This is a genomic window from Paenibacillus sp. J31P316, assembly GCF_056269105.1.
Genome location: NZ_JBWDNI010000002.1, coordinates 149,449 through 169,265 on the forward strand (window position 1 = coordinate 149,449; position 19,817 = coordinate 169,265).

Consider the following 19,817-nt stretch of genomic DNA (forward strand, 5'->3'; position numbering starts at 1 on the left):
TCAGACTATTTTCGCTTAATGCAGCGCTCTTTCGGCGGCGTCATTGTAAATCTTCAGCACTTTGTCGATGTCGCCCATGCCTTTGACCGTATTCATGAATTTCGACCAATCTTCAAAGCTTTCCTTGCCGGTAACGAAGTTCGATTCCTCGGTTTGGATGTACGTTTTGATCGGCGTCATCACTTCCGAGATCTGCTGACTCTCGTCCGGCGTGAACTGAATAGCCGGCGCCGTATAAGAAGAAGGCACGTAATCGTTGTTCGGCATCGGCAGGCTTCTCAGGTAAGGGGACTTCTCGATCGGCGTTTCTTCATACTTGCCATCGAAGTATGTGTAGTCCATTGCCGCGAAATCGACGAACGCCTTGGAATCGGCCGACATCTCCAGACCCGGCGAATAATGCCTGCTCGAACGAATGCCGTATTTGTCTCCGACGACCCAAGGATCGGCCGCATTCTTGAATTCGTCCGTGAAGGTAGGCTGCCCGTCCACGATTGTGTAGGTTTGACCCTCGATCCCCCAGGTGAGCAGACGGATGACTTCCGGATCATACTGCAGGTCTACGAACTTGGCGATATCTTCGGGATTTTTCGCCTTGGAGCTGATGCTGTACTGTCCCCAGCCGAGATCCGGCGTATTGCCGTTGGCTACGTTCTGCCATGACTTCCCGTACTTCGGGTTGTCCGGATACAGCGACACGGCGAATATTTTGCCGTTATTGGCTTCTCTCGTATAGTTCGCCGGATCCGTGAACCATTGGGCCAGCCAAATAAAGTTCTTGTCGTTCAGCGCTTTCTGCTTCAACGTGTCGTCCGTATCCGTCAGATACTCCGGATCCAGCAGCTTGTCTGCGTACAGCTTATTGGCAAACTGCAGCGCTTCCTGGTATCCCGGTTCAAAGATGCCGTATACGAACTTGCTTCCATCCCAGTAGATGTCGTTGACGACATGATTGGCTTGATAGAGGGAGCGCAGGTCGTTCCATCTTGTATTGATCGGATATTCTTTCGGATACAGCTGCTTGAGCTGTTTAGCCGCATCATAGACTTCGTCAAGCGTTGTCGGCATCTTGATGTTGTTCTTCTGGAACACGTCATATCGGTATGCGGATACATTCTGAATCAGCATGCCTTTGTCTTTTTCGAATCTCGGAAAAGACGTTTCTTTGAAGGTGAACATTTGACCGTTCGCATTGGTGACGTTGGTCATGCCGTTCTTCACCTGGCTCAAGTAATTCATATAGTTGGGCATATCGTCTTTGTATTTCATCAAATCGATGATCTGTCCATTCTTGGCCATATCGGAGGTATCGTAAAAGAGCGGCGTCATGAAGAAATCCGTCAAGTCGTTGCTTGCGATCATCAGCTTCACTTTTTGGTCGTAATCGGAAGAAGGAATGTAGTTCCATTTAATGTCGACGTTCCTGCCCATCTTCGTTTCCATCAGCTTCATCCATTCTTTCTGGATCATGCTCGTGGAGTTATCGACCCCGTTGGAAGGAAGCGTGACGGAAAAACTGATCGGATCGGTGCTAGCAGTATCCGCAGGCGCGTTAGCGCTGTTCGCATTGCCGTTCGCATTGCTCTTCGTATTGCTGTTCGTCGCATTGGCGTTATTGTTTGAATTAGAGTTGGAGCAGCCTGCTGCCGAAAAGACAAAAATGGCTGCCGCTGCAATCAGGCCGATTGACTTTGCATGTTTGCTCATCCATATCCCCCGCTTTAGATAAATGTTGTGAGACTATGATAAAGATGCCGAAGAACAATAGGCGCGCGTTCCCAACGTTTCTTAAACATCTCATATCCGAAGCGATTCGCTAGCCTTTGATCGAGCCGACAAACATCCCTTGCGTGAAATATTTCTGAAAGAACGGGTAGATCACCATAATCGGGAACATGGTAATGACGATGACGCCCATTCGTACGGATTTCGGGTCCAGCGAAGATCCGGGCGAGTTAATGGCTGCATTGCCGGCCCCCACTCTGCCTTGGATCGCGTTATTATCGAGCGTGAAGAGATAATTTCGCAGGATCAGCTGCAGCGGATACTTCGCCTGGTCTTGCAGATAGATCAGCGCTTCAAACCAGCTGTTCCAGCTGCCGACGATACCGAATAAGGCAAATGTCGCAAGCAGAGGCTTGGACAACGGCAGAATGACTTTAAACAGAACCACGACTTCATTCGCCCCGTCAATATGCGCCGCATCCTTCAATTCGGAAGGAATGTTCATAAAGAACGTTCTGAACAGGAATACGTTGTACGCGCCTACCGCGCCCGGAATAATCATGACCCACAGCGTGTCCAGCAAATGCAAATTGCGAATAAGCAAATACGTAGGAATCATCCCGCCGCTGAAAAACATCGTGATCATCAGAAATATCGTCAAAAACTTTTTGCCGACAAACCCAGATACCGTGAGCGGGTAAGCAAACAAGGACGTAAACAAGAGCATGATTCCCGTAGAACCGAGCGAATATAGAATGGAATTCAAGTAACCCGTATAGATGAAACGGTCTTTGAATATGCCTTCGTACGCTCGCAGATTGAAGCTTTTGGGCCAAATCGTAACGCTGCCCATGGATACGTCGCGGGAGCCGCTTAAGGAAATGGAAATAATATTCAGCACGGGATACAGCACGACAACCAGGATGAAGAGCATAATCATGACGTTAACCATGTCAAACGCTCTGGAGCCCAACGTTTCTTTCCTCAAGATTCTCCCTCCTTAGAACAAGCTCGTCTCCGATACTTTGCGGCTGATTAAATTCACGATGTACAAAATGACAAAGGAAATGACGGACATGAACAGGCCGATTGCGGTTGTATACGAATATTGCGCACCCATGATGCCTTGCCGATATACATAGGAACCGATGACATCCGACACCTGATACGTTGCGGGATTGTAAAGCAGAATGACTTTCTGGAAGTCCGTCCCCAAAATACCCCCCATGGCAAATATGAGCAAGATGACCGTTGTCGGCCGAATGGATGGCCACGTCACGTGAAGAACCTTCTTCCATCTGCCGGCACCGTCCACTTCCGCCACATCGTATAGCGTCGTATCGATCCCGCTCATTGCGGCAAGGTAGATAATCGCTCCGAATCCGACGCCCTGCCAGATGCCCGAAGAGATGAATATCGTTCTGAACCAGCTCGGATCAAGAAGCAAAGAAGTAGGCTCGCCGCCGAAGAAGGTGATGATATCGCTGATGAAGCCGTCCCGGGACGTATAAATCTGAATCAAGCCCGCGACGATGACGATGGATATGAAGTGCGGGAAGTACGATACCGTCTGCGCGATCTTTTTAAAACGCTTACTTTTTAACTCGTTGAACAGCAAGGCCAGAATAATAGGAGCCGGGAAAGACCATAGCAAGGAATACACGCCAAGAAGCAAGGTGTTCTTCAACACGCCGCTGGCCATCGGATCGTGAAGAAACGTTTTAAAGTATTTCATGCCGACCCATGGACTTCCCCAGATGCCCTGGACGGCGTTAAAATTTTTAAAAGCGATAAGAATTCCGTAGATCGGGAAGTAACAAAAAATAAGGACAGTAAGGAACCCGGGCAGGACCATGAAATAAAGATAGCGGTGCCGCCAAATTTTGCTCAACGTATTTCGATTTGTTGCGTGCAATGAGAACCCCCCTCTTCTAAAAATGAGAAGCATAGTATACTAACTTATTCAAGGAAAGCATACATATGAAAATAGATTCCTTACTTAACAGTTTATTAACAGCGCTTTCAAAAATGGGATTTAACTTATTTGAGTAACAAACGGGTGAAGTTCATACCTTTAAGCGTGCTTATGTACGAGATTTGCCATTCACCTCTTCCGACTTATTATACTATGCCCAAAATTTAACACATAATTTTTAAGAGGTCAAACGAAAGTTCATATGAATATCGATGAAGTTAGTATACTTTATAAACATTTTATCTTATAGTAGTGCTAGAGGTCATTTACAGGTGGGAGGCGAAGCGGCATGAGTGAATCAATATCGCCGAAGTATCAGCAGGTCAAGGAATACGTGCTCATGCAAATCGAGAACAACGAGCTCGGAAAGGACGGACGGCTTTCGAGCGAATCCGAGTATTCCAAGCTCCTCTCTGTCAGTTCGATCACAGTCCGGAAGGCATTGAATGATTTGGTTAATGAGCGAATCATTTATCGGATCAGGGGAAAAGGCAGCTTTGTTTCGAATCTTAAAGCGTCTGCGGCCGAACGTACCTTCAGCTACGTGACCTTTATAATTGCAGTAGGCAATGCTATGTACGACAGCTCCCACATGCAAATCATCAAGGGCATCCAGTCTTATTTAAGCCAGAAGGATTGCAAGCTGATCATCGAATTTGTCGAGAATGATTTCGAGAAAGAGCTGGAGCTTGTCGGCAAGCTGATTCAGTCGGATAATCGGGGGCTGCTCATCTATTCCGGGAATCCGAATGCCGCGAAGGCCTATCTGAAGGAATTGCGAAAGAACGCGATCCCGTTCGTGATGCTCGACCGCATTCCCTCCGGATACTCGGTCGACAGCGTGACGTGCAATAATTATGACGGCGTCTATGAAGCCGTTCAGCATCTCATTGCCAACGGCCACCGGAACATCGGCTTTGCCGCTTACGATTTTCATCTCAGCACGGAAATCGAACGCTACAACGGTTATCGCCGCGCCATGTACGACGCCAAGCTGGATTTCAAAGAAGAGCTTTTGTTTTTTCAGCATGATTTAGACTACGACGTGCTTATCGATGAAATCGAGAAAGGGAATCTTACCGCCCTTTTCTGCGCGAATGATCGGCGCGCGCTGGAAGTGATGGATCGATTAACCCTTTCCGGGATTCGAATCCCCGAACAAATTTCGGTCATGGGCTTTGACGACTTCGAAAACTCCAAATTCGCGAAAGTACCCTTGAGTACGGTCAAGCAAAATTTCGAGGCGCTGGGCCATGAAGGCGCGAAGCTTCTGTTCGAAATGGGCAAGCATCCATCCCGCATACACAAAAAGATATCGATTTCAACGGAACTTGTACTGCGAGATTCCGTCATAGAACGATAATAAGCGCATGAAAAAAGCCCTCGATTAACGATTCGAGGGCGTAGCTTGCGTTATGAAGCGAGGCGTCGTTCCGCCGTCAGATCTTTATCCTGCATGACGCTGCACCAATTCCACGGCCAGCACGTTCTCGACCGCGAACACTCTCGGCCCGTTCGACTTGAAACAATGAGCCCGGATCCGTCCGTCGACGACCGCCTTAATTTCAATCTTGCGCTGGGTAATCCGGTTACTCCGGTCAATATAAACGATTGTGACGATGCAGCCGACATACTTTGCGAGCGTCATATGCAATCCCTCCGATACGAACGTATGATCTTATTATAACACGAACACTCGTTCGTTATGCAAGAGGTTCATATTTCCTTTTCCTCGTTCGGAGCACCTACGTTTCATTGCTGCCGGAGACTTCCGTTAGACTACGAAATTTACGCCGGTTAATTGTTCGCTCAACGCCCACAGCCGCTCTGCGTCCTCGGCATTCACTGCCCGTTCGAATACGCCGGGCGTGAATGCTTCGGAAGTGAAGTCCGCGATGTCTCCATTCTCGCAATAAACGCCGCCCTTTCCGTCAAGCTGAGGGTGAACCGCACACCAGACGAAAGTGGCCGCGCCTTCTTCGATCGTCTTGAATTCATCGTTGTACTCCGATAAGACGCGCACCCCCTGCTCGTTCACCGCGCTAATTGCGCCTAATTCGTCATCGGTCATATAGCGGCTCAAATTCGTGATGATCGTGCCCGGATGAACGGAAAAGGTCCGTACGCCATATGCTGCTCCGCGCTTATCCATAGCCACGGCAAACAGGATGTTCGCCGTCTTCGATTGTCCGTACGCAGTCCACCTCTCGTAGTCGCGCATATCGAAGTTGGGATCTTCAAAATCAAAGCCGCCGAGCTGATGCGCGCGCGACGATACGGATACGATTCTTGCGCCTTTCGCTTTCTTAAGCGCCGGCCATAATCGCGCGGTTAGCTGGAAATGACCCAAATGATTGGTGGCAAGCTGGCTTTCGAATCCGCGCGAATCGCGAGCCAGCGGAGTCGCCATGATGCCTGCGGAATTGATAAGGATATGCAAAGGCCGGCCGCTAGCGAGGAAACGCTCGGCAAACGCATCGATGGAGGCGGGATCCATAAGTTCCAATCGTTCCAGTTCCACGCCCGGAACCGCGCTTAAGGCTGCCCGCGCTTTCTCCGGCGTGCGGGCGGGCACGATAACCGTTGCTCCGGCAGCGGCAAGCACCTTGACCGCTTCCAGACCAAGCCCGGCATAACCGCCCGTAACGATGGCGATCTTGCCGGTCAGGTCCTGGCCGCCCAACGCTTCCTTGGCGGTCGTTCTAGGCCCGAAGCCTGATTGAAGCGGGGTTTGAAGCGCATTATGATTTCGATCCGTCATGTGTGAAACCTCCTAAGATGATTGCGCATGAGCACGAATTCACTATACTTTAGTAAGAACCTTCAAACAAGTTAGTTTGTTAAACTACGTAAAATCTTAACTTTCTTCGTGGTACTGTTTTGAATCTTTGATTGGATCGTCGAAGAAAGCTTCAAGACTATCTCTTCAAAATCGCCCTTGCTGAACTATCCAAGGCGTACTCGAAGTCACGGGTTGCGATCGGTAAAATCCAAACGTCCTGCCCGTTCGGTAACGAAAATGGAGCAGCTGCCGCCAGCAGACTGCTCCAGGATGTTAAAATAACGAGTCTCGTAAGTTAACCGAGAACATTCACGGGCGATCCGTTCAGGAACGCCTCAATATCCTCTACGATACCGCGGAAAAACCCGCGGTAGGCCGCTTCGGTAACATAGCCGATATGCGGCGTGGCAAGCACATTGGGCAGCTTGCGCAGCGGATCGTCCGCCGGCAGCGGCTCCGTCTCGAACACGTCCAGCCCGGCTCCGGCAATCGTGCCGCCGCGAAGCGCCGCAAGGAGCGCTTCCCGGTCGACGATGGGAGCACGCGAGGTATTGATCAGGTAAGCGGAAGGCTTCATTAGCTCGAGCTCTCTGGCCCCGAGCAGTCCCCGCGTACGATCGCCGAGCACGAGATGAATCGAAACAAAGTCACTGCTCTCCAGCAGTTCTTCTTTCGAGGCGGCCAGTCTTACGCCTGCGGCGGATGCTTTGTCCGCGGTCAAATTTTGGCTCCAAGCTGCCACTTCCATACCGAATGCCTGTCCGATCCGCGCCACATTGCCACCGATATGGCCGAGTCCAAGCAGACCGAGACGTTTGCCGAACAAATCTACGCCGATCGTGTTCTGCCAAGACCCCCCGTTCCGCAGCGCTTCATTTTCTTGGACAAGCTTTCGCGCCAGTCCCAAAATAAGCGCCCAAGTCAGCTCGGTCGTGCCTTCTCCTCCTCCGCGCGTTCCGCATACGACGACGCCGCATTCCGCCGCGGCGGTCAAATCGATGGAAGCGTTGCGCATCCCTGTCGTAATGAGCAGCTTCAAGCGAGGAAGCCGCTGGAAGAGCGTTCTCCGAAACGGCGTCCGTTCCCGCATAATAACGACAATCTCGCAATCCTCGACCGCGGCAGCCACTTCGTCCTCGTTGTCGAAATGGGTATTGAATGTCTTCACCTCAACACGATTCGCAACGCCCGACCAGTCTGCCATCGACAGAGCGACCTGCTGATAATCGTCCAGCACAGCACATTTCACCATATGTAACCCCTCCACTCACCGGATATGCTCTCATAATCGCATACGGCTTGTTATTTGCCAAGAACGCTGACATCCAGGACACGCGGTGAGAATGCTGAACGCGGGGAAAGATGGCCCGCGGCGGAAACCGTCGCCGAGAAGACAAAATAAAAGCCGTGCGCTAACACGGCCCTCCTTCATGGAAGCCCGATTCCGGGCTCTATTCAGTACCAAGCTAAAACGTATTATATACATTTTCGCATTCTGCACCGGTCGGTTCATAGAAACAATGCTTCTTCCACCTTCCCGCGAACGGTTGATCGTACCAGGTTGGCGGACATGGTCCTGGATTGTCGAACGATCCCGGCCGGAAATACCACAGCGAGAATTTGGCCGGCCAATTCCGTTCCCCGTTTACGGCCCGTTGGGCCAGACGGCGTTCCCTCTCTCTTGCGCCTTGATAGTACAAACCATGCTGCAGCGCTTCGAACGCATGCGGTTGGTTGATCATTTGGGGGATTGTCCGAATATTTTTAAAATCGGAGCAATTCCCTCTTATCCGGTTAATGCCGACATTTCCGACAAGGAGCATGCCCATCTCGCCTTCGGTCTCCGCTTCGGCTCGAAGCAACCTTGCCAGCATGTCGATATCCTGTTTCCTGGCTTTTACGACTGCCATTGGCTCACCTCTTTAGATTTCTAGACTCATCATATTGTAGAGGAAGCGGATGTGTGACTCTAGCCTAAGAGAGAGCGACGATAAGAATCAGTTCGCGAGAACAATTCATCCGGAAAAAGCCAACGTAATTCATATATAACCCATCTACTTAACCTTGCCTCTGGCGGCAATCATCCACGTCTCCCGTACCAGGCCGTCTTCCACCACGTTCAGCTCGTCGAGCATATTGACGACGCCGCAGCAGTGCACGGGCACGATCTCGAGCTTGTCGCCGATCCGAAGCTCCTTCCCCGAGGGCGGCAGCGACAGGACGCCATGCTCTTCGTTGAACCAAGCTACGGTAATATCCGGACGGCCGACGACATAGCCGCGCCCCGTCCCGATCGCGGAATTCTCTCCGTCCGAAGTGAACACCTTCGTTCCGGCATCTATGATCGCCCGATCCGGCGCCGGTCTGCTGACGACAGTGGCCAGCACGGTCAGCGCGCACTGTTCGAGCTCGAGCGCGCGGGCCTTGACCATCATCAAATCTCCGAATACGTACGTGCCAGGCCGAATCTCCGTCACGCCGTTCGTTGCTGCCGCCGCGGCGAAGCGGCCGACAGGCGAAGAGCCCGCGCTGATCGACTCCACCGGAAAGCCGGAGCCGCGAAGAACCGCGGCCGCATCGCGCGCGACCGCCGCCTCGAGCGACGCAATCCGCTCCCGCCCTTCATCGTCCGCCGCGTCGTACGAATGCCCCGCGAATACGAGCACGCCGCATACGCGAATACCTTTCAACGGAACGAGCGCCGCCGCCAGGCTTTCCAGATCGGGTCCCGGCCGCACGCCGGCTCTGCCGTAACCGGGATCGATCTCGACCCGCACGTCGAGGACGAGTCCCGCCGCCAGCGCGGCGTCGGAGATTCCCTTCGCCGCCTCGAAGCTGTCGCAGGCAACCGTCATCTTCGCCCGCTGCGCCAGCCGGATCAGCCGCTCCAGCTTCGCGCCGCCGACGATCGGATACGCGACGACGATGTCTTGTATGCCGCCGTCCGCCATCGTCTCCGCTTCGCCGAGCTTCGCGACGGTTACCCCGACCGCTCCGGCCTCGACCTGCAGCCGAGCGATCTGCGGCGTCTTGTGCGTCTTCGCATGCGGACGCAGCCCGATGCCCGCCGCGTCGGCAAATCCTTGATAGCGCCGGATATTATCCAGCAGCTTGACCCGGTCCACAAGAATGCAAGGTGTATCCAGTTCGTATTTATGCAAGCGATCGCCTCCCTTCCTTCACTCTATGCGAGCTGCCCGCCGTCAACCACCATGCAGGCTCCATGGATAAAGGCGGCATCGTCCGATGCGAGGAAGGCGAACACGCCCGAGATATCCGACGGCTCGCCGGTGCGGCCCAGCGGGATCTTCTGCTCGATATACCGGCTGACGAATGCTGGATCGTCGATCGCCTCGGACATCTGCGTCCGGATATAGCCGGGGCATACGGCGTTCACGCGAATGCCGTATGCCCCGAGTTCCATCGCCATCGTCTTCGTTAGCAGCACGACGCCGCCTTTGGACGCGTTGTAATGGGCGTATTGCGCTTCGCCCGCCAGGCCGTTGGTGGAAGCCATATTAATGATCACGCCGCCGCCCCTCTGCTTCATCGACCGGGCTGTGCGCTGGGCGACGTAAAACATGCCGTTCAGATTCACGTCGATCATCCGTCGCCAATGTTCGTCCCGAATATCGAGGAACGGCTCCTCGCGGGCGATGCCCGCATTGTTGGCCAGAATGTCGATGCCGCCGCGCTCGCGAACGACGCCGCCGACCGCCTCCTCGACTTGGTCAGGATCGGATACATCCAGCACCCGGCAGGATACCGACCGCCCTGCGCTCTTCAGCGCGGCTGCCGCCCGGAGCAGCGGCTCCTCATTGGTATCCGCCATGACGACATGGGCGCCTTCCGCCGCGAACCGCTCCGCGATCGCGTACCCGATTCCTTGCGCGGCTCCGGTTACAAACGCGACGCGGCCGACAAAACGCTGCATAAGGCATTCTCCCTCCATCCCGTTAATCCGCTCTGCATACGATGGCGTCCACTTCCACCTTGATGCCGTCCAATCCCGCCTCCACGCAGCTGCGCGCCGGGTAGGGCGGATTGAAGTACGTCCGGTAGACCGCATTGAACCGTTCGAAATCCGCCATGCTCGCCAAATACACCCCGACCTGCACGACATCGTCCATCGTATGCCCGCCGGCTTCCACGATCGCCCGGATATTGTCCAATGTCAGTCTCGTCTCGGCCTCGATATCTCCACTGACGACTTGGCCCGCCGCATCCAGTGGCCCCTGTCCGGAGATGAACAGCAAAGGTCCCGCCGCGATACCCTGCGAATAAGGTCCGCCGCCTGGCGAAGCCTGCGGGGTTGTAATCGCTTTTCTCATGATAATTCCTCCAATCGCTATCGTGGTCCCGTTCCATCCACGCCTTCGACAGTTGACTGACCGCACCAGCGCAGCATTGCAGCGGCATAGATCTCCACCAGGATATACAGACTGTCCAGGTCCACGAATTCCCCCGGCGCGTGAGCGAAGCCGCCCGCCGGGCCTAGAATCAGCGCAGGCGACGAACCGTATTCGTTGAAGACGAACGCGTCGCACGCGTAGGGCGCTCCGGTAACCTCCGCTCGCTGTCGCGTAGCCGCTTCGATCTCTTCGGCAAGCAGAGCGATGAGCGGCTCCTCCGGCGCGACCGCGCAGCCCGGCAGGAAGCGGATCAATCGGGCGAATTCGGGCGGCGCGAGCCCGTCAATGTAATCAAGGCCGCAATAACGCGCATACCCGGCCGACAACTCCTCGCGCAGCTGTTCCTCGGTAATGCCGGGATAGCATTCGGCCCAGATATCGACATGGCATTCGACGGGTCCTACGTCGCACAGTGGCGCCTCCGGATCCCCGGCCGCAAGCCGCGTCACGATAATCGGCAGCGACGGCCCGCCGCTCGCCGAATACCAGGGAGCAGGGCCGGGGGCTTCCGCGCGCTCCCGCTCGTACGCTTCCAGGAAGAGAATGAACCGGGCGGCATCCAACGCCGGATTGCGCATCGTCTCGCCGCTGAACGAAAGTCCGGTGGTGCCCCGAAAGGTCACGCGCCACAGGGCGCCTCCCCTCGTCGCAGGGTACAGCGCGAGATTCGTCGGTTCGGGGATGATGACCCCGTCCGCGTCGATGCCGCGGGCGCGTCCCGCCACCGTACCGTTCGCGCCGCCGAATTCCTCGTCCACGACGGACTCGATCCATACGTCTCCCTGCAGCCGGATGCCCAGATCCATCAGGCATCGTACCGCCATGACGGACGCGGCCAGCCCGCCCTTCATGTCGTAGGAGCCGATCCCGTACAGCCTGCCGTCCGCGACGATCGGCTCGAAGGGATCGGAATCCCAGCCCGGCGCGACGGCCGCCGTATCGATGTGGCTGGAGAACAGCAGCGATTGCCCACCGCCACCCGTCCCTCTCCATATTGCCGCCACGTTCGGCCTGTCGCCGTAGTCTTTGCCCGGATAATAAGCCGGATGTTCATGGAACCCTGGCGTCTCTTCCGGATTATACAGTTCGGCAGCAAGGCCGAGCGCCTGCAATTGCGCGCACAGCATCTCCTGACAGGCCTTCTCCGTCCCGAACGTTACGCGGTTCACGGTGTCGTACCGGACGAGCGCCGCCACCAGCGCGATTATTCGTTCGCGGTTGGCCTTGATCCACTCGCGTATCCGTTCCTGCGCGCCGTCATACCTTTCGCTGTCGCTCATTCCTGATCCCACCTCTTCGTGATCCTGCCTCTTCCTGATCCTACCTCTACAACGACCTGACCTCCCTGTTGTCAGAACTTCCGTCAAGCCATTCACGGTTCGACGAGAATCGCCCGGCATGGAGCGGCGCACGCTTCGGGGACGCTAAGCGGCAGCGCCACGAGCGTCCACGGTCCCCGGCCCGCCTCGCGCAGCCGCACGAGAGGGGCGGCCATCAGCCGGTCCTTGGCATAGTAGCGTCTTAGCAAGGCCATGTCGGCCGCAGGCTTGCGCGGATCTTCGATCGAGGTGATGTCCAGTCCGAGCAGGCCGACATCGCGCGCGATCACCCAGTCCATCGCATCGTCCGCGAAGTAGGGACTGTTCTCGATAAAGCCTGGCCTGTGCCAGTACGCATCCCAACCGGTCGCGATCAGCAGCGCATCCCCCGGAGCGAGCACCGAACCGACGGCCCGCTCCAGCTCATCCGCCGTAATCGTATCTAGCGGCTCCTTATCCGGCAGCTGCGCGACCCAGGCTCTCGTCATCAGGCGCGCAAGGCCGACGTCGCCGAGCCGTTCGCGGTCCGCGAACAGGTGGCTGGCCGTCTCCAGATAAGTGCCGGCCAAGGAATGAAGCCGGAACGCATGACCCTCGTAGCCGTGCGTGGCCAGATCGGCGACCGCCTCGATCGCGACGTCGGGAAACGGCGGCCCGCAGCTCCACATGCCGCCGCGCAGCTCGCCGGTCAGGTCCAGCCGCTTCGTCATTGCGACTGCCGGGCCAAGCCGCCGAGGCCGTATCGATAGCCGAGCAGCGTCTCGCTCACGCGTTTCGCGTCGGAAGGCAGCAGCGGCAGGCGCGTCTCCTCGCTCTTGAACAGCCCGAGATGCCGGAACAGCGCCTTCGTCGTCGGAATTTCGTCGCCGGGACCGAACATATGCACGAAGGGAAGAATCGTCCTCGCGAATACCGCGAAGCTCTCCTCTCGCTTCCCGGCCCGATGCAGTTCCCAGCCCGCTTTGAACGCCTCCGGGAATATTAGGGGAGCGATGATCATGTTTCCGTCCACGCCAGCCTCAATCGCCCGGTAGCAGACGATGTCGTCGCCGCCGAAGACGGCGAGCGACGTGCGCTGCTTCAGCGCGACGATTTTCCCCATGTTGTGGTCGGTCATCTTGATCGCTTCGATCGCGGGCACGGCTTCGGCGAGCTCGATCAGATCGCCGGTCGTATACGACGTGCCGGTCGTGACGGGGTTGTCGTAAAACACGATCCCGAGTCCCGTCTCTTTGGCTAAACGCCCAACGTATGCCTTCACCATCGCCAGCGAATTCGGAAAATAGTAGGGACTCGGCACGAGCGCCGAACGAATCCCGGCGGCGGCGGCGACCCGGCCGATCCGGATCGCTTCCTCCAGATTGGTATGACCGAGTCCGATGACCAGCTGCTTATCCGGCAGACGATCCGCGAAGAAAGCGGCCATCTCGATGCGCTCCTCCGCGGATAGGGCGGGCGCCTCCCCGGTGCTGCCTCCAATTACATAACCTTCTACATAATCGGCCGTATGGCGAATCAGATTCTCGAACCCTTCATAGTCGATCTTCCCCTTGACGAACGGCGTCGGAATGACGGGAATATTCCCTTTCATGCTGCACTCCTCCTTGATTACCATCTTGTTCATGAATGCCAGGACTCCTGTTGATAATCCGGATAGCTGTCGTTGTCCAGATACAGCCGGACGGACGCGGCGAGCCTCAGCCCGGAGGCGGGGCAGCCGGAGTCGATCGGACCGTGAAGCGCCTGTCGGACCGCCGCTCGCTTACGGACGCCCGGCACGCAGCAGAATAGGCGCGGAGCGGACAAAATCGTCGGAATCGTGAGCGTTAACGCTTCGGTCGGCACGCGTTCCAGCGTCTCGAAACACCCGTCGTTCACCTGCTGCTCGCGGCTCCGCTCCTCCAGCCTCACGACCCTGACCGCCTGAGGATCGTCGAAAGCCGCGAAAGGCGGATCGTTGAAAGCGAGATGCCCGTTCTCCCCGATTCCGATGCAGGCGATATCGAGCGGGTGCTCGCGAAGCAGCTCGCCGTACCGACGGCATTCGTCGGACGGGTCGTTCAAGCCGTCCAGGACATAGAACTGTTTCGGCCGACGCGCACTGAACAGTCTTTCGCGCAAATAAGAGGAAAAGCTCTGCGGCTCCTCCGCCGCCAGGCCGATATACTCGTCCAGATGGAAGCAGACGACGCGATCCCATTCGATATTCGCATCGGCCCGAAGGGCATCCAGAAACTCGTTCTGGGAAGGGGCCGAAGCGAATGCGATCGAGACGGCTTCCTGCCGGGCAAGCAGCACCCGCAAGCAGTCCGCCACGTCCCGGGCGGCGGCCTTGCCAAGCTCCTTACGCGAGTCGAAGCGAAGCACTTCCATTCGGCTTACAATCGTTTCGCTCATGTCGACCTCCTGCGGGGCGTCCGAAACGTTCGGAAACGTTCCGAATCGCCTATAGTTTTTTGATTCGGCCTGTAATCCGCTCCATGTGACGGCGGTTCCATTCATCCCCGCCGGGCGCGTTGCCGCTCATCCAGATCGGGGGCTCGATCTCCTCGGCGACGAGCAGTCCGATCGTCTCCGCGACCAGCGCGTTCAGCAGATAAGCGTTCGCGAACGTCGACATCGCGCCGACGCGCTGCGCCAGCCCGTCGATGTCGAGCACGGCGTCGCCCACGCCGATTCCGCAATCCAGCACGACGTCGACGAGCTCGTGCAGATTGCGCTTGGAGGGGTGACGGGCCGGGTGGCTCTCCGGCGTGTTGCTTGCATGGGCGGCCGAGGTGACGCCGATCGTGCGAACACCGCGCCTCTTCGCTTCCAGCGCCGCGTCGATCGTCGCCGCGTTAATGCCGTAAGCGTTAATGATAATGAGCAGGTCGCCGGCCTCAAGGGCGTAGTCATCAAGCACGATCACGGCATAGCCGGGCGTGCGCTCGATCGCCATTGAGCGCAGTGCACCCCCGCTGAGAAGCGTCCCCTCGTCGAGAATGGCGCTGATGTGCATCAACCCGCCGGCCCGGAAAAAAATCTCCTGCGAACCCAGGTTGGAATGTCCGCCCGGGCCGTAGGCGTATACGATCTTGTCTGCTTTGATCTGTTCCGCGACCATGCGGGCCGCTTGCAGAATCGACGCTTGCTGCCCGTCGTGCAGCTTGTGCAAATGCTCCGTGACGAGCGTCAAATAGCGGGTCATCGGGGATATCGACATGTACGGTCCTCTTTCCGATTCTTGAATGGGATACAACCTTTTCACTCGTCCGGCGAATAGCGGAGCCACAATAATCGATGAGACTAGAAACGACGCGATTAATGCAACGAGCCTGGAATCGAGGCGAGCTCCACGCCGCGCTTCCAAACATTAACGACATTAAATATCGGATTCTGCCCCGGCCGCCACGCGACCGCGACCAGGTCCGCCGCACTCCCTGCCCTCAGATTCCCCAGCTCCGGCCGCCCGAGCAGGCGCGCCGGTATATCCGCGGCCCTGTTCCAAGCCTCCGCCATGCCGCAGCCCGTGGAGCGCATGAAACCTTCGACGCATTCGATCAGCGAAGCGGAGGAGCCTGCGAGCAGCCGGGGGTCGGAGGCGAGATGGAGACGGCCGTCCGGACGAAGGCAGACCCGGCCGCCGATCGGCGTGTCGTACACGCCCGGCGTCATTCCCGCCAGATGGACGGCATCGCTCACAAGGAACAGCCGATCGCCCTTGGCGCGCGCCATCGCCTTGACGACGGAAGGACTCAGATGATGACCGTCGGCGATGAGGCTCGCCCACAGATCGTCCTCTGCCAGCTGCTCCCAGATATAGTTGGGGTGTCGAGGCAGTACGGCATGCGCACCGTTGCCCAGATGCGTCGAGAGCGTCGCGCCGGCTCCGACAGCCTGGCTAATCCGCTCGCCCGATGCAGCCGTATGGCCGATCGCAACCCGGATGCCGGCCGCCGCGAGGCGAGCGATCAGCTCGAGCGCCCCGCTGCGCTCGGGCGCAAGCGTCACGATGCGGATACGGCCTCCGGCCGCCTCCTGCAGTGCCAGCCATTCGTCCCAATCGGGGTCCCGAACCGCCTCCTTCGGGTGCGCGCCGCGCGGACCGTCCTCGGACGAGATCCAAGGTCCTTCCAGATGGATGCCGGCCACGCATTCATCGATCAGCTCATCGCGCTCGCAAGCTAGCCGAATACCTGTCATGGCGCGATGCATTCGTTCGAACGAGCCGGTGATCACGGTCGCGCAGTAGGTCGTCGTTCCCCGCCGCAGCAAGGCCAGCGTCATCCGGCGGACCGCTTCCGCCATCCGGCCGGAATCGGCATATTCCTTGTTCAGATCCTCGCCCTCAAACCCGTTCACCTGAAGATCGACGAGGCCCGGCAAGATCAAGCAAGGCGGCTCGGAACCAAATTCTGCAGGCTCTCCGCATTCAGGCGTCCTTCCCCTATCCGACATTTCCGCTTCGTCCATTTCCTCCAATGACTCGATCTTCCCGCCGCTCAGGCGGAGCCGGACGAGCCTGCCCGATTCGAAGTGACTGCCGCGGATCTCTTGCCCATTCATAGATCCTCCGCCGTCAATCCGTACCCGTACGGGTACTTGTCGCTCACGGCAACCGGCAGCTTCCCCGCAGCGGGGAGCTGGCCGTACAGCACCTTTAGCGCGGCATTGATCGAATGGATGCAATCGCCGTAAGCGCAGATGCAGTTCGCATAAGGCGCCATCGAGCGCAGCACGTACGGACTGCCGAAGAGGAGCAGAGCGGCCTCGCCGTGTTTCTCCCGTATAGATTCGATGAGCCCGAGCTGGGAGGCGGGCACGGTACCGCTCCCCTCCTTGTAGGACAGCACCCGCACGAACGTCGCATACACGACATGCTCATAGCGGTCGTCCGCCAGCGCTCGCTCGACATTCGCACCATCCTCGGCGGTCGGATGTTCGTTCACGACCAGGCAGTCGAGATCATCCGCATATTCGGCGCACCGCGCGCGGATGTAGTCCGCTTTGCCCGTGACGACGTAGCCGAGGTCCTCGGCTTCCTTCCCTTCCTCCTCGCCCTTGGTGACGATCAGCAGCGTCTTCCCGCGCGTGAACGGAAGGTTTCTCTCCTCGAGCAAGGTAACGGATCGTTCGGCAATCTCCCTCGCGATCGCGGCATGCTCGGGCGAGCCGACGATGCGCCGGGCCTCCTCAAGCCCGATCGGCGTCCGGTCGAGCAGGCCCAGCTTCTCCCTCGCCGCACGGATTCTGCTTACGGACTCGTCGATGCGCGACTCCGGGATGTCCCCGGCGCGGACGGCTTCGACAAGCGCCCGGTGCGTCGTCTCCGGATCGGACTCATAATCCTGCAAAATCATATCGTGGCCCGCCTGCACGGCCATGACGGCCGATCGCTCGATGCCGTACGGCGACTTGACGGCCCGCATCGTCAAGCTGTCGGACACGAGCAGCCCCTCGAAGCCGAGCTCATCGCGCAAGAGTCCCGTCATAATCGTCGGCGACAGCGTCGCCGGTATCCGGTCTTCGCCGGGGGCGAGCAGCGCGGGGTATAGAACATGGGCCGTCATGATGCCCATCAGCCCCCGCGGAATCAGCTCCCGGTACGGTTTCAAGTCTACGTCGAGCAGGTAATCCTTGTCGCGGTCGACCGTCGGCATCGACACATGCGAGTCCTCGCGCGTATCGCCGTGCCCGGGGAAGTGCTTGGCCGTCGGAATTACGCCAGCCTCCTGCATCCCCCGCACGAGCTCGGACGCCAGCTCGACGATCAGGCTTGCGCGGTCGGCGATCGCCCGCGTATTGATAATCGGGTTGTCGGGATTCGAATTCACGTCCACGGTCGGATTGCTGACGATGCCGAAGCCGACGGCCCTCGCCTCGCTGGCAATGCAGGCGCCCATCCGGTAAGCCAGCTCGGGGGAACGCGCCGCGCCGAGCGCCATCAGGGACGGGAACGAAGTGCCGAAGCGGAACGTCTCGGCCAGCCCGTGCTCCGCATCCAGGTAGAACAGGACGGGCTCGGGCGCGGCCGCCTGGAATTCGTTCACACAAGCGACGACGTCCGCAAGCTCCCGCGAACCCTTCGTAGTCAGCAGGACGGCGCCGATCGCGCCGATTTTGCCTTCGGCGTTCATCCGCTTGGCTTGCTCCATGTAATCGTGTCCTCTTACGACGATCATCTGGGCGATTTTCTGCTCCAGCGTCAATTTCTTCAGCCATTGCTCCGAGCTCTCGGCCATAGGTACCCTTCCCGTCATTGATTATCGTCCTTCATGCGAAGCTCAAGCTCCGCCCCTGCGATCCGTCCGATGATGATGTCCTCGACCTCCGGCACGAACGTCCCCCTGAAGCTGCCGAACAAATAATTGCCGTCCGCCTCGTAGCCTCCCTCGGCGATCATTTTGCTCGTCGGCACGTAGAAGTAGTTGCCATTGCTGTAACCCAGCACGATCGTGCGGCCGCCAGGGTACATCCCCTTGAGCCGAAGGGCATAGCCGCTGGCGACCTCGCCCTCCATCGCAATCAGCCGGGTCTCCTCGTCGAGCTGCCAGATGCTGATATAGAGCCGCGCGCGATCCCGTGCCGTGCCTTCCTTGATGAGCCGCAGCGTACGATGCGCGCCTTTCCTGCGATAATCGCCGAGCAGCGGATCCCGAAGCATGCGCTCGTAATATTCGGGCTCGGTCTGTTCGGTATAGAGCAGCGGCTCCGTCAGGAAGGTGCGGAAGCTGCAGCGGACCGGACTGAAACCGCCTCCGTCGATCAAGCGGATGATATCCGCGGCCAGTTCGGCGCCCGCCTCCTCCATCTCGGCATAGCTGCAATTTTTGAACGCCCCTCCCTCCGCGCTCTTGAGCGGCTTCAGCTCCGCGCAGCATCCCTGCAGGAACAAGGCGGTCGCACCGGGGTAGGCCTCCTCCAGGCGGCGGTTCGTCGCACCGACGAAGTCGTTGGAGAACAGGTAGTTGTCCGGACCCATCGAGGTCGGATGGCAGCCGTAGTTGTAGAGGATCGCCTTCCGTTCGTTCGACCGGTCGACCAGCTGCAGCACGAACAGATCGTCGTCGTACGCCGCCTCCGGATACGGCGCCCATTTGATGCCATTCCCGGTCGGCTTCCTGCGGCTGACCGCGAATCGGGAGCTTCCTCTTCCGAGCAGCAGCTCCCCCTCCTCCAGGCGCTCATAGCAATCGCTCGTCAACCGAAGCAGCGTATCGCGCAAGAAAACGTAGTAGACTTCGTCTTCGGGAAGCTCGGCAGAACCTCGATTGAAGTCCACGCCGTCCGCCATGCTGTAGAGCGTGTCGCGCTTCGATTTGTCCGGGCCCGTCAATTTGATAGAGGCGTGCGTGTGCGAGAAGTTGATAAGCACCTCGTCGTGTTTCAGGCCGAATGCCTCCTCCAGCGCGTCCTTCACGCCGACGATGAAGCTGCGGTCCGATCCGACGGCGTCGAGCGTCACGATGAGCAGCGTCTTGTTCGCCTGCAGCAGCGCCGTCTTGGCATAGACGGGATCGTGGACGCCCTCGCTCTTGCGGATCCTGTCCCCGAAGCCCGCAAGCCATACCGGCTGACTTGGCGTGATATCCGCCGCGGCAATGCCGAATTTCATTTTACAT

At 57.8% G+C, this 19,817-nt stretch carries 19 protein-coding genes; 1 reads left to right on the forward strand and 18 read right to left on the reverse strand.

Annotated elements, in window-relative coordinates:
* Positions 1–15: 15 nt before the first annotated feature.
* From AC0YNU_RS06095 to AC0YNU_RS06105, 3 genes are all read right to left on the reverse strand, one after another.
* Entirely contained in the window at positions 16–1,707 is a 1,692-nt protein-coding gene (locus tag AC0YNU_RS06095; RefSeq protein ID WP_475754280.1) for a type 2 periplasmic-binding domain-containing protein, read from the reverse strand.
* A gap of 109 nt (positions 1,708–1,816) precedes the next feature.
* Positions 1,817–2,713 (reverse strand): carbohydrate ABC transporter permease, encoded by an 897-nt coding sequence (locus AC0YNU_RS06100; protein ID WP_475754283.1) that lies wholly within the window; start codon positions 2,711–2,713, stop codon positions 1,817–1,819.
* A gap of 12 nt (positions 2,714–2,725) precedes the next feature.
* On the reverse strand, positions 2,726–3,580 hold the full coding sequence (locus AC0YNU_RS06105; RefSeq protein WP_475756193.1) for an ABC transporter permease: 855 nt from the start codon (positions 3,578–3,580) through the stop codon (positions 2,726–2,728).
* 409 nt (positions 3,581–3,989) lie between these two features.
* Here AC0YNU_RS06105 and AC0YNU_RS06110 point away from each other — a divergent pair, with 409 nt between their 5' ends.
* Positions 3,990–5,063, forward strand: coding sequence for a substrate-binding domain-containing protein (locus AC0YNU_RS06110; protein WP_475754285.1), 1,074 nt, complete (start codon positions 3,990–3,992; stop codon positions 5,061–5,063).
* An 84-nt stretch (positions 5,064–5,147) separates the two neighbouring features.
* Here the strand turns inward: AC0YNU_RS06110 and AC0YNU_RS06115 are convergent, their stop codons facing one another.
* From AC0YNU_RS06115 to AC0YNU_RS06185, 15 genes are all read right to left on the reverse strand, one after another.
* The gene (locus tag AC0YNU_RS06115) at positions 5,148–5,348 is read right to left on the reverse strand and encodes a hypothetical protein (RefSeq protein WP_475754287.1); all 201 of its coding nucleotides are present in this window, start codon (positions 5,346–5,348) and stop codon (positions 5,148–5,150) included.
* 126 nt (positions 5,349–5,474) lie between these two features.
* The gene (locus AC0YNU_RS06120) at positions 5,475–6,461 is read right to left on the reverse strand and encodes an SDR family NAD(P)-dependent oxidoreductase (RefSeq protein WP_475754290.1); all 987 of its coding nucleotides are present in this window, start codon (positions 6,459–6,461) and stop codon (positions 5,475–5,477) included.
* Positions 6,462–6,777: 316 nt separating this feature from the next.
* Positions 6,778–7,734: a D-2-hydroxyacid dehydrogenase family protein gene (locus tag AC0YNU_RS06125; protein WP_475754292.1), complete on the reverse strand. Its 957-nt coding sequence runs from the start codon at positions 7,732–7,734 to the stop codon at positions 6,778–6,780.
* Positions 7,735–7,948: 214 nt separating this feature from the next.
* The gene (locus tag AC0YNU_RS06130; RefSeq protein WP_475754294.1) at positions 7,949–8,392 is read right to left on the reverse strand and encodes a cell wall hydrolase; all 444 of its coding nucleotides are present in this window, start codon (positions 8,390–8,392) and stop codon (positions 7,949–7,951) included.
* 144 nt (positions 8,393–8,536) lie between these two features.
* Positions 8,537–9,643 carry an alanine racemase gene (locus AC0YNU_RS06135; protein WP_475754295.1) on the reverse strand — a complete coding sequence of 369 codons (1,107 nt, stop codon included), beginning with the start codon at positions 9,641–9,643 and terminating at the stop codon, positions 8,537–8,539.
* Between the two features lie 23 nt (positions 9,644–9,666).
* Positions 9,667–10,416 (reverse strand): SDR family NAD(P)-dependent oxidoreductase, encoded by a 750-nt coding sequence (locus AC0YNU_RS06140; protein ID WP_475754297.1) that lies wholly within the window; start codon positions 10,414–10,416, stop codon positions 9,667–9,669.
* Positions 10,417–10,438: 22 nt separating this feature from the next.
* Complete coding sequence (locus AC0YNU_RS06145) at positions 10,439–10,813, reverse strand: RidA family protein (protein ID WP_475754300.1); 375 nt, start codon at positions 10,811–10,813, stop codon at positions 10,439–10,441.
* Between the two features lie 17 nt (positions 10,814–10,830).
* Positions 10,831–12,174, reverse strand: a complete 1,344-nt coding sequence (locus AC0YNU_RS06150) for a M20 family metallopeptidase (protein ID WP_475754302.1) — start codon at positions 12,172–12,174, stop codon at positions 10,831–10,833.
* A gap of 92 nt (positions 12,175–12,266) precedes the next feature.
* Positions 12,267–12,923: a cyclase family protein gene (locus AC0YNU_RS06155; protein ID WP_475754305.1), complete on the reverse strand. Its 657-nt coding sequence runs from the start codon at positions 12,921–12,923 to the stop codon at positions 12,267–12,269.
* The gene (locus AC0YNU_RS06160; protein WP_475754307.1) at positions 12,920–13,837 is read right to left on the reverse strand and encodes a dihydrodipicolinate synthase family protein; all 918 of its coding nucleotides are present in this window, start codon (positions 13,835–13,837) and stop codon (positions 12,920–12,922) included. The genes AC0YNU_RS06155 and AC0YNU_RS06160 overlap by 4 nt, the downstream gene beginning before the upstream one ends.
* The gene (locus tag AC0YNU_RS06165; RefSeq protein ID WP_475754310.1) at positions 13,834–14,610 is read right to left on the reverse strand and encodes a glucosamine-6-phosphate deaminase; all 777 of its coding nucleotides are present in this window, start codon (positions 14,608–14,610) and stop codon (positions 13,834–13,836) included. Before AC0YNU_RS06165 ends, AC0YNU_RS06160 begins: the two co-directional genes overlap by 4 nt.
* A 49-nt stretch (positions 14,611–14,659) precedes the next feature.
* Positions 14,660–15,418: a sugar isomerase domain-containing protein gene (locus AC0YNU_RS06170; protein WP_475754312.1), complete on the reverse strand. Its 759-nt coding sequence runs from the start codon at positions 15,416–15,418 to the stop codon at positions 14,660–14,662.
* A gap of 98 nt (positions 15,419–15,516) precedes the next feature.
* Positions 15,517–16,761, reverse strand: coding sequence for an N-acetylglucosamine-6-phosphate deacetylase (locus tag AC0YNU_RS06175; RefSeq protein ID WP_475754314.1), 1,245 nt, complete (start codon positions 16,759–16,761; stop codon positions 15,517–15,519).
* Positions 16,758–18,437, reverse strand: coding sequence for a glycoside hydrolase family 3 protein (locus tag AC0YNU_RS06180; RefSeq protein ID WP_475754316.1), 1,680 nt, complete (start codon positions 18,435–18,437; stop codon positions 16,758–16,760). The genes AC0YNU_RS06175 and AC0YNU_RS06180 overlap by 4 nt, the downstream gene beginning before the upstream one ends.
* A gap of 14 nt (positions 18,438–18,451) precedes the next feature.
* Positions 18,452–19,810, reverse strand: a complete 1,359-nt coding sequence (locus tag AC0YNU_RS06185) for a neutral/alkaline non-lysosomal ceramidase N-terminal domain-containing protein (RefSeq protein WP_475754318.1) — start codon at positions 19,808–19,810, stop codon at positions 18,452–18,454.
* Between the last annotated feature and the right edge of the window lie 7 nt (positions 19,811–19,817).